This window comes from Streptomyces sp. SID13726 (genome assembly GCF_010548375.1).
In the GTDB taxonomy this organism is placed as follows: domain Bacteria; phylum Actinomycetota; class Actinomycetes; order Streptomycetales; family Streptomycetaceae; genus Streptomyces.
Window position 1 is genome coordinate 1 of the sequence record NZ_JAAGLY010000641.1, and the last position, 411, is coordinate 411.

Below are 411 nucleotides of genomic sequence, written 5' to 3' on the forward strand. Positions count from 1 at the left end.
CTGAGCGCGGTCGCCGGGGGCCGCTGCCCGCGACACGCGGGCGCGACGAGTGTGACGAGGCACGAGGAGGAGTCATGACCGAGCGGGACCGTCGAGCGCTCGTGGTCCGGGGCGGTTGGCCCGGGCACGCACCCGAGGAGGCGGCGGAGCTGTTCGTCCCGTTCCTGGAGGCGTCCGGCTACGACGTGACGCTCGAGGGATCGCTCGAGTCGTACGCCGACGAGGAGTTCATGGCGAGCCTGGACCTCGTCGTGCAGTGCTGGACGATGGGCGAGATCCTCCCGGACGAGATGCGCGGGCTGCGCACCGCGATCGGGAACGGCACCGGGTTCGCGGGATGGCACGGCGGGATCGTGGACTCGTTCCGCCTCGCGACCGACTACCTGCAGATGGTGGGCGAGCAGTTCGCGG

Annotated in this window: 1 protein-coding gene; it reads left to right on the forward strand. The window is 71.5% G+C overall.

Annotated features, from left to right (window positions below):
• Positions 1–74: 74 nt before the first annotated feature.
• A partial coding sequence (locus G3I78_RS49550) for a ThuA domain-containing protein (protein WP_203616590.1) occupies positions 75–411 on the forward strand: 337 nt, incomplete at its 3' end.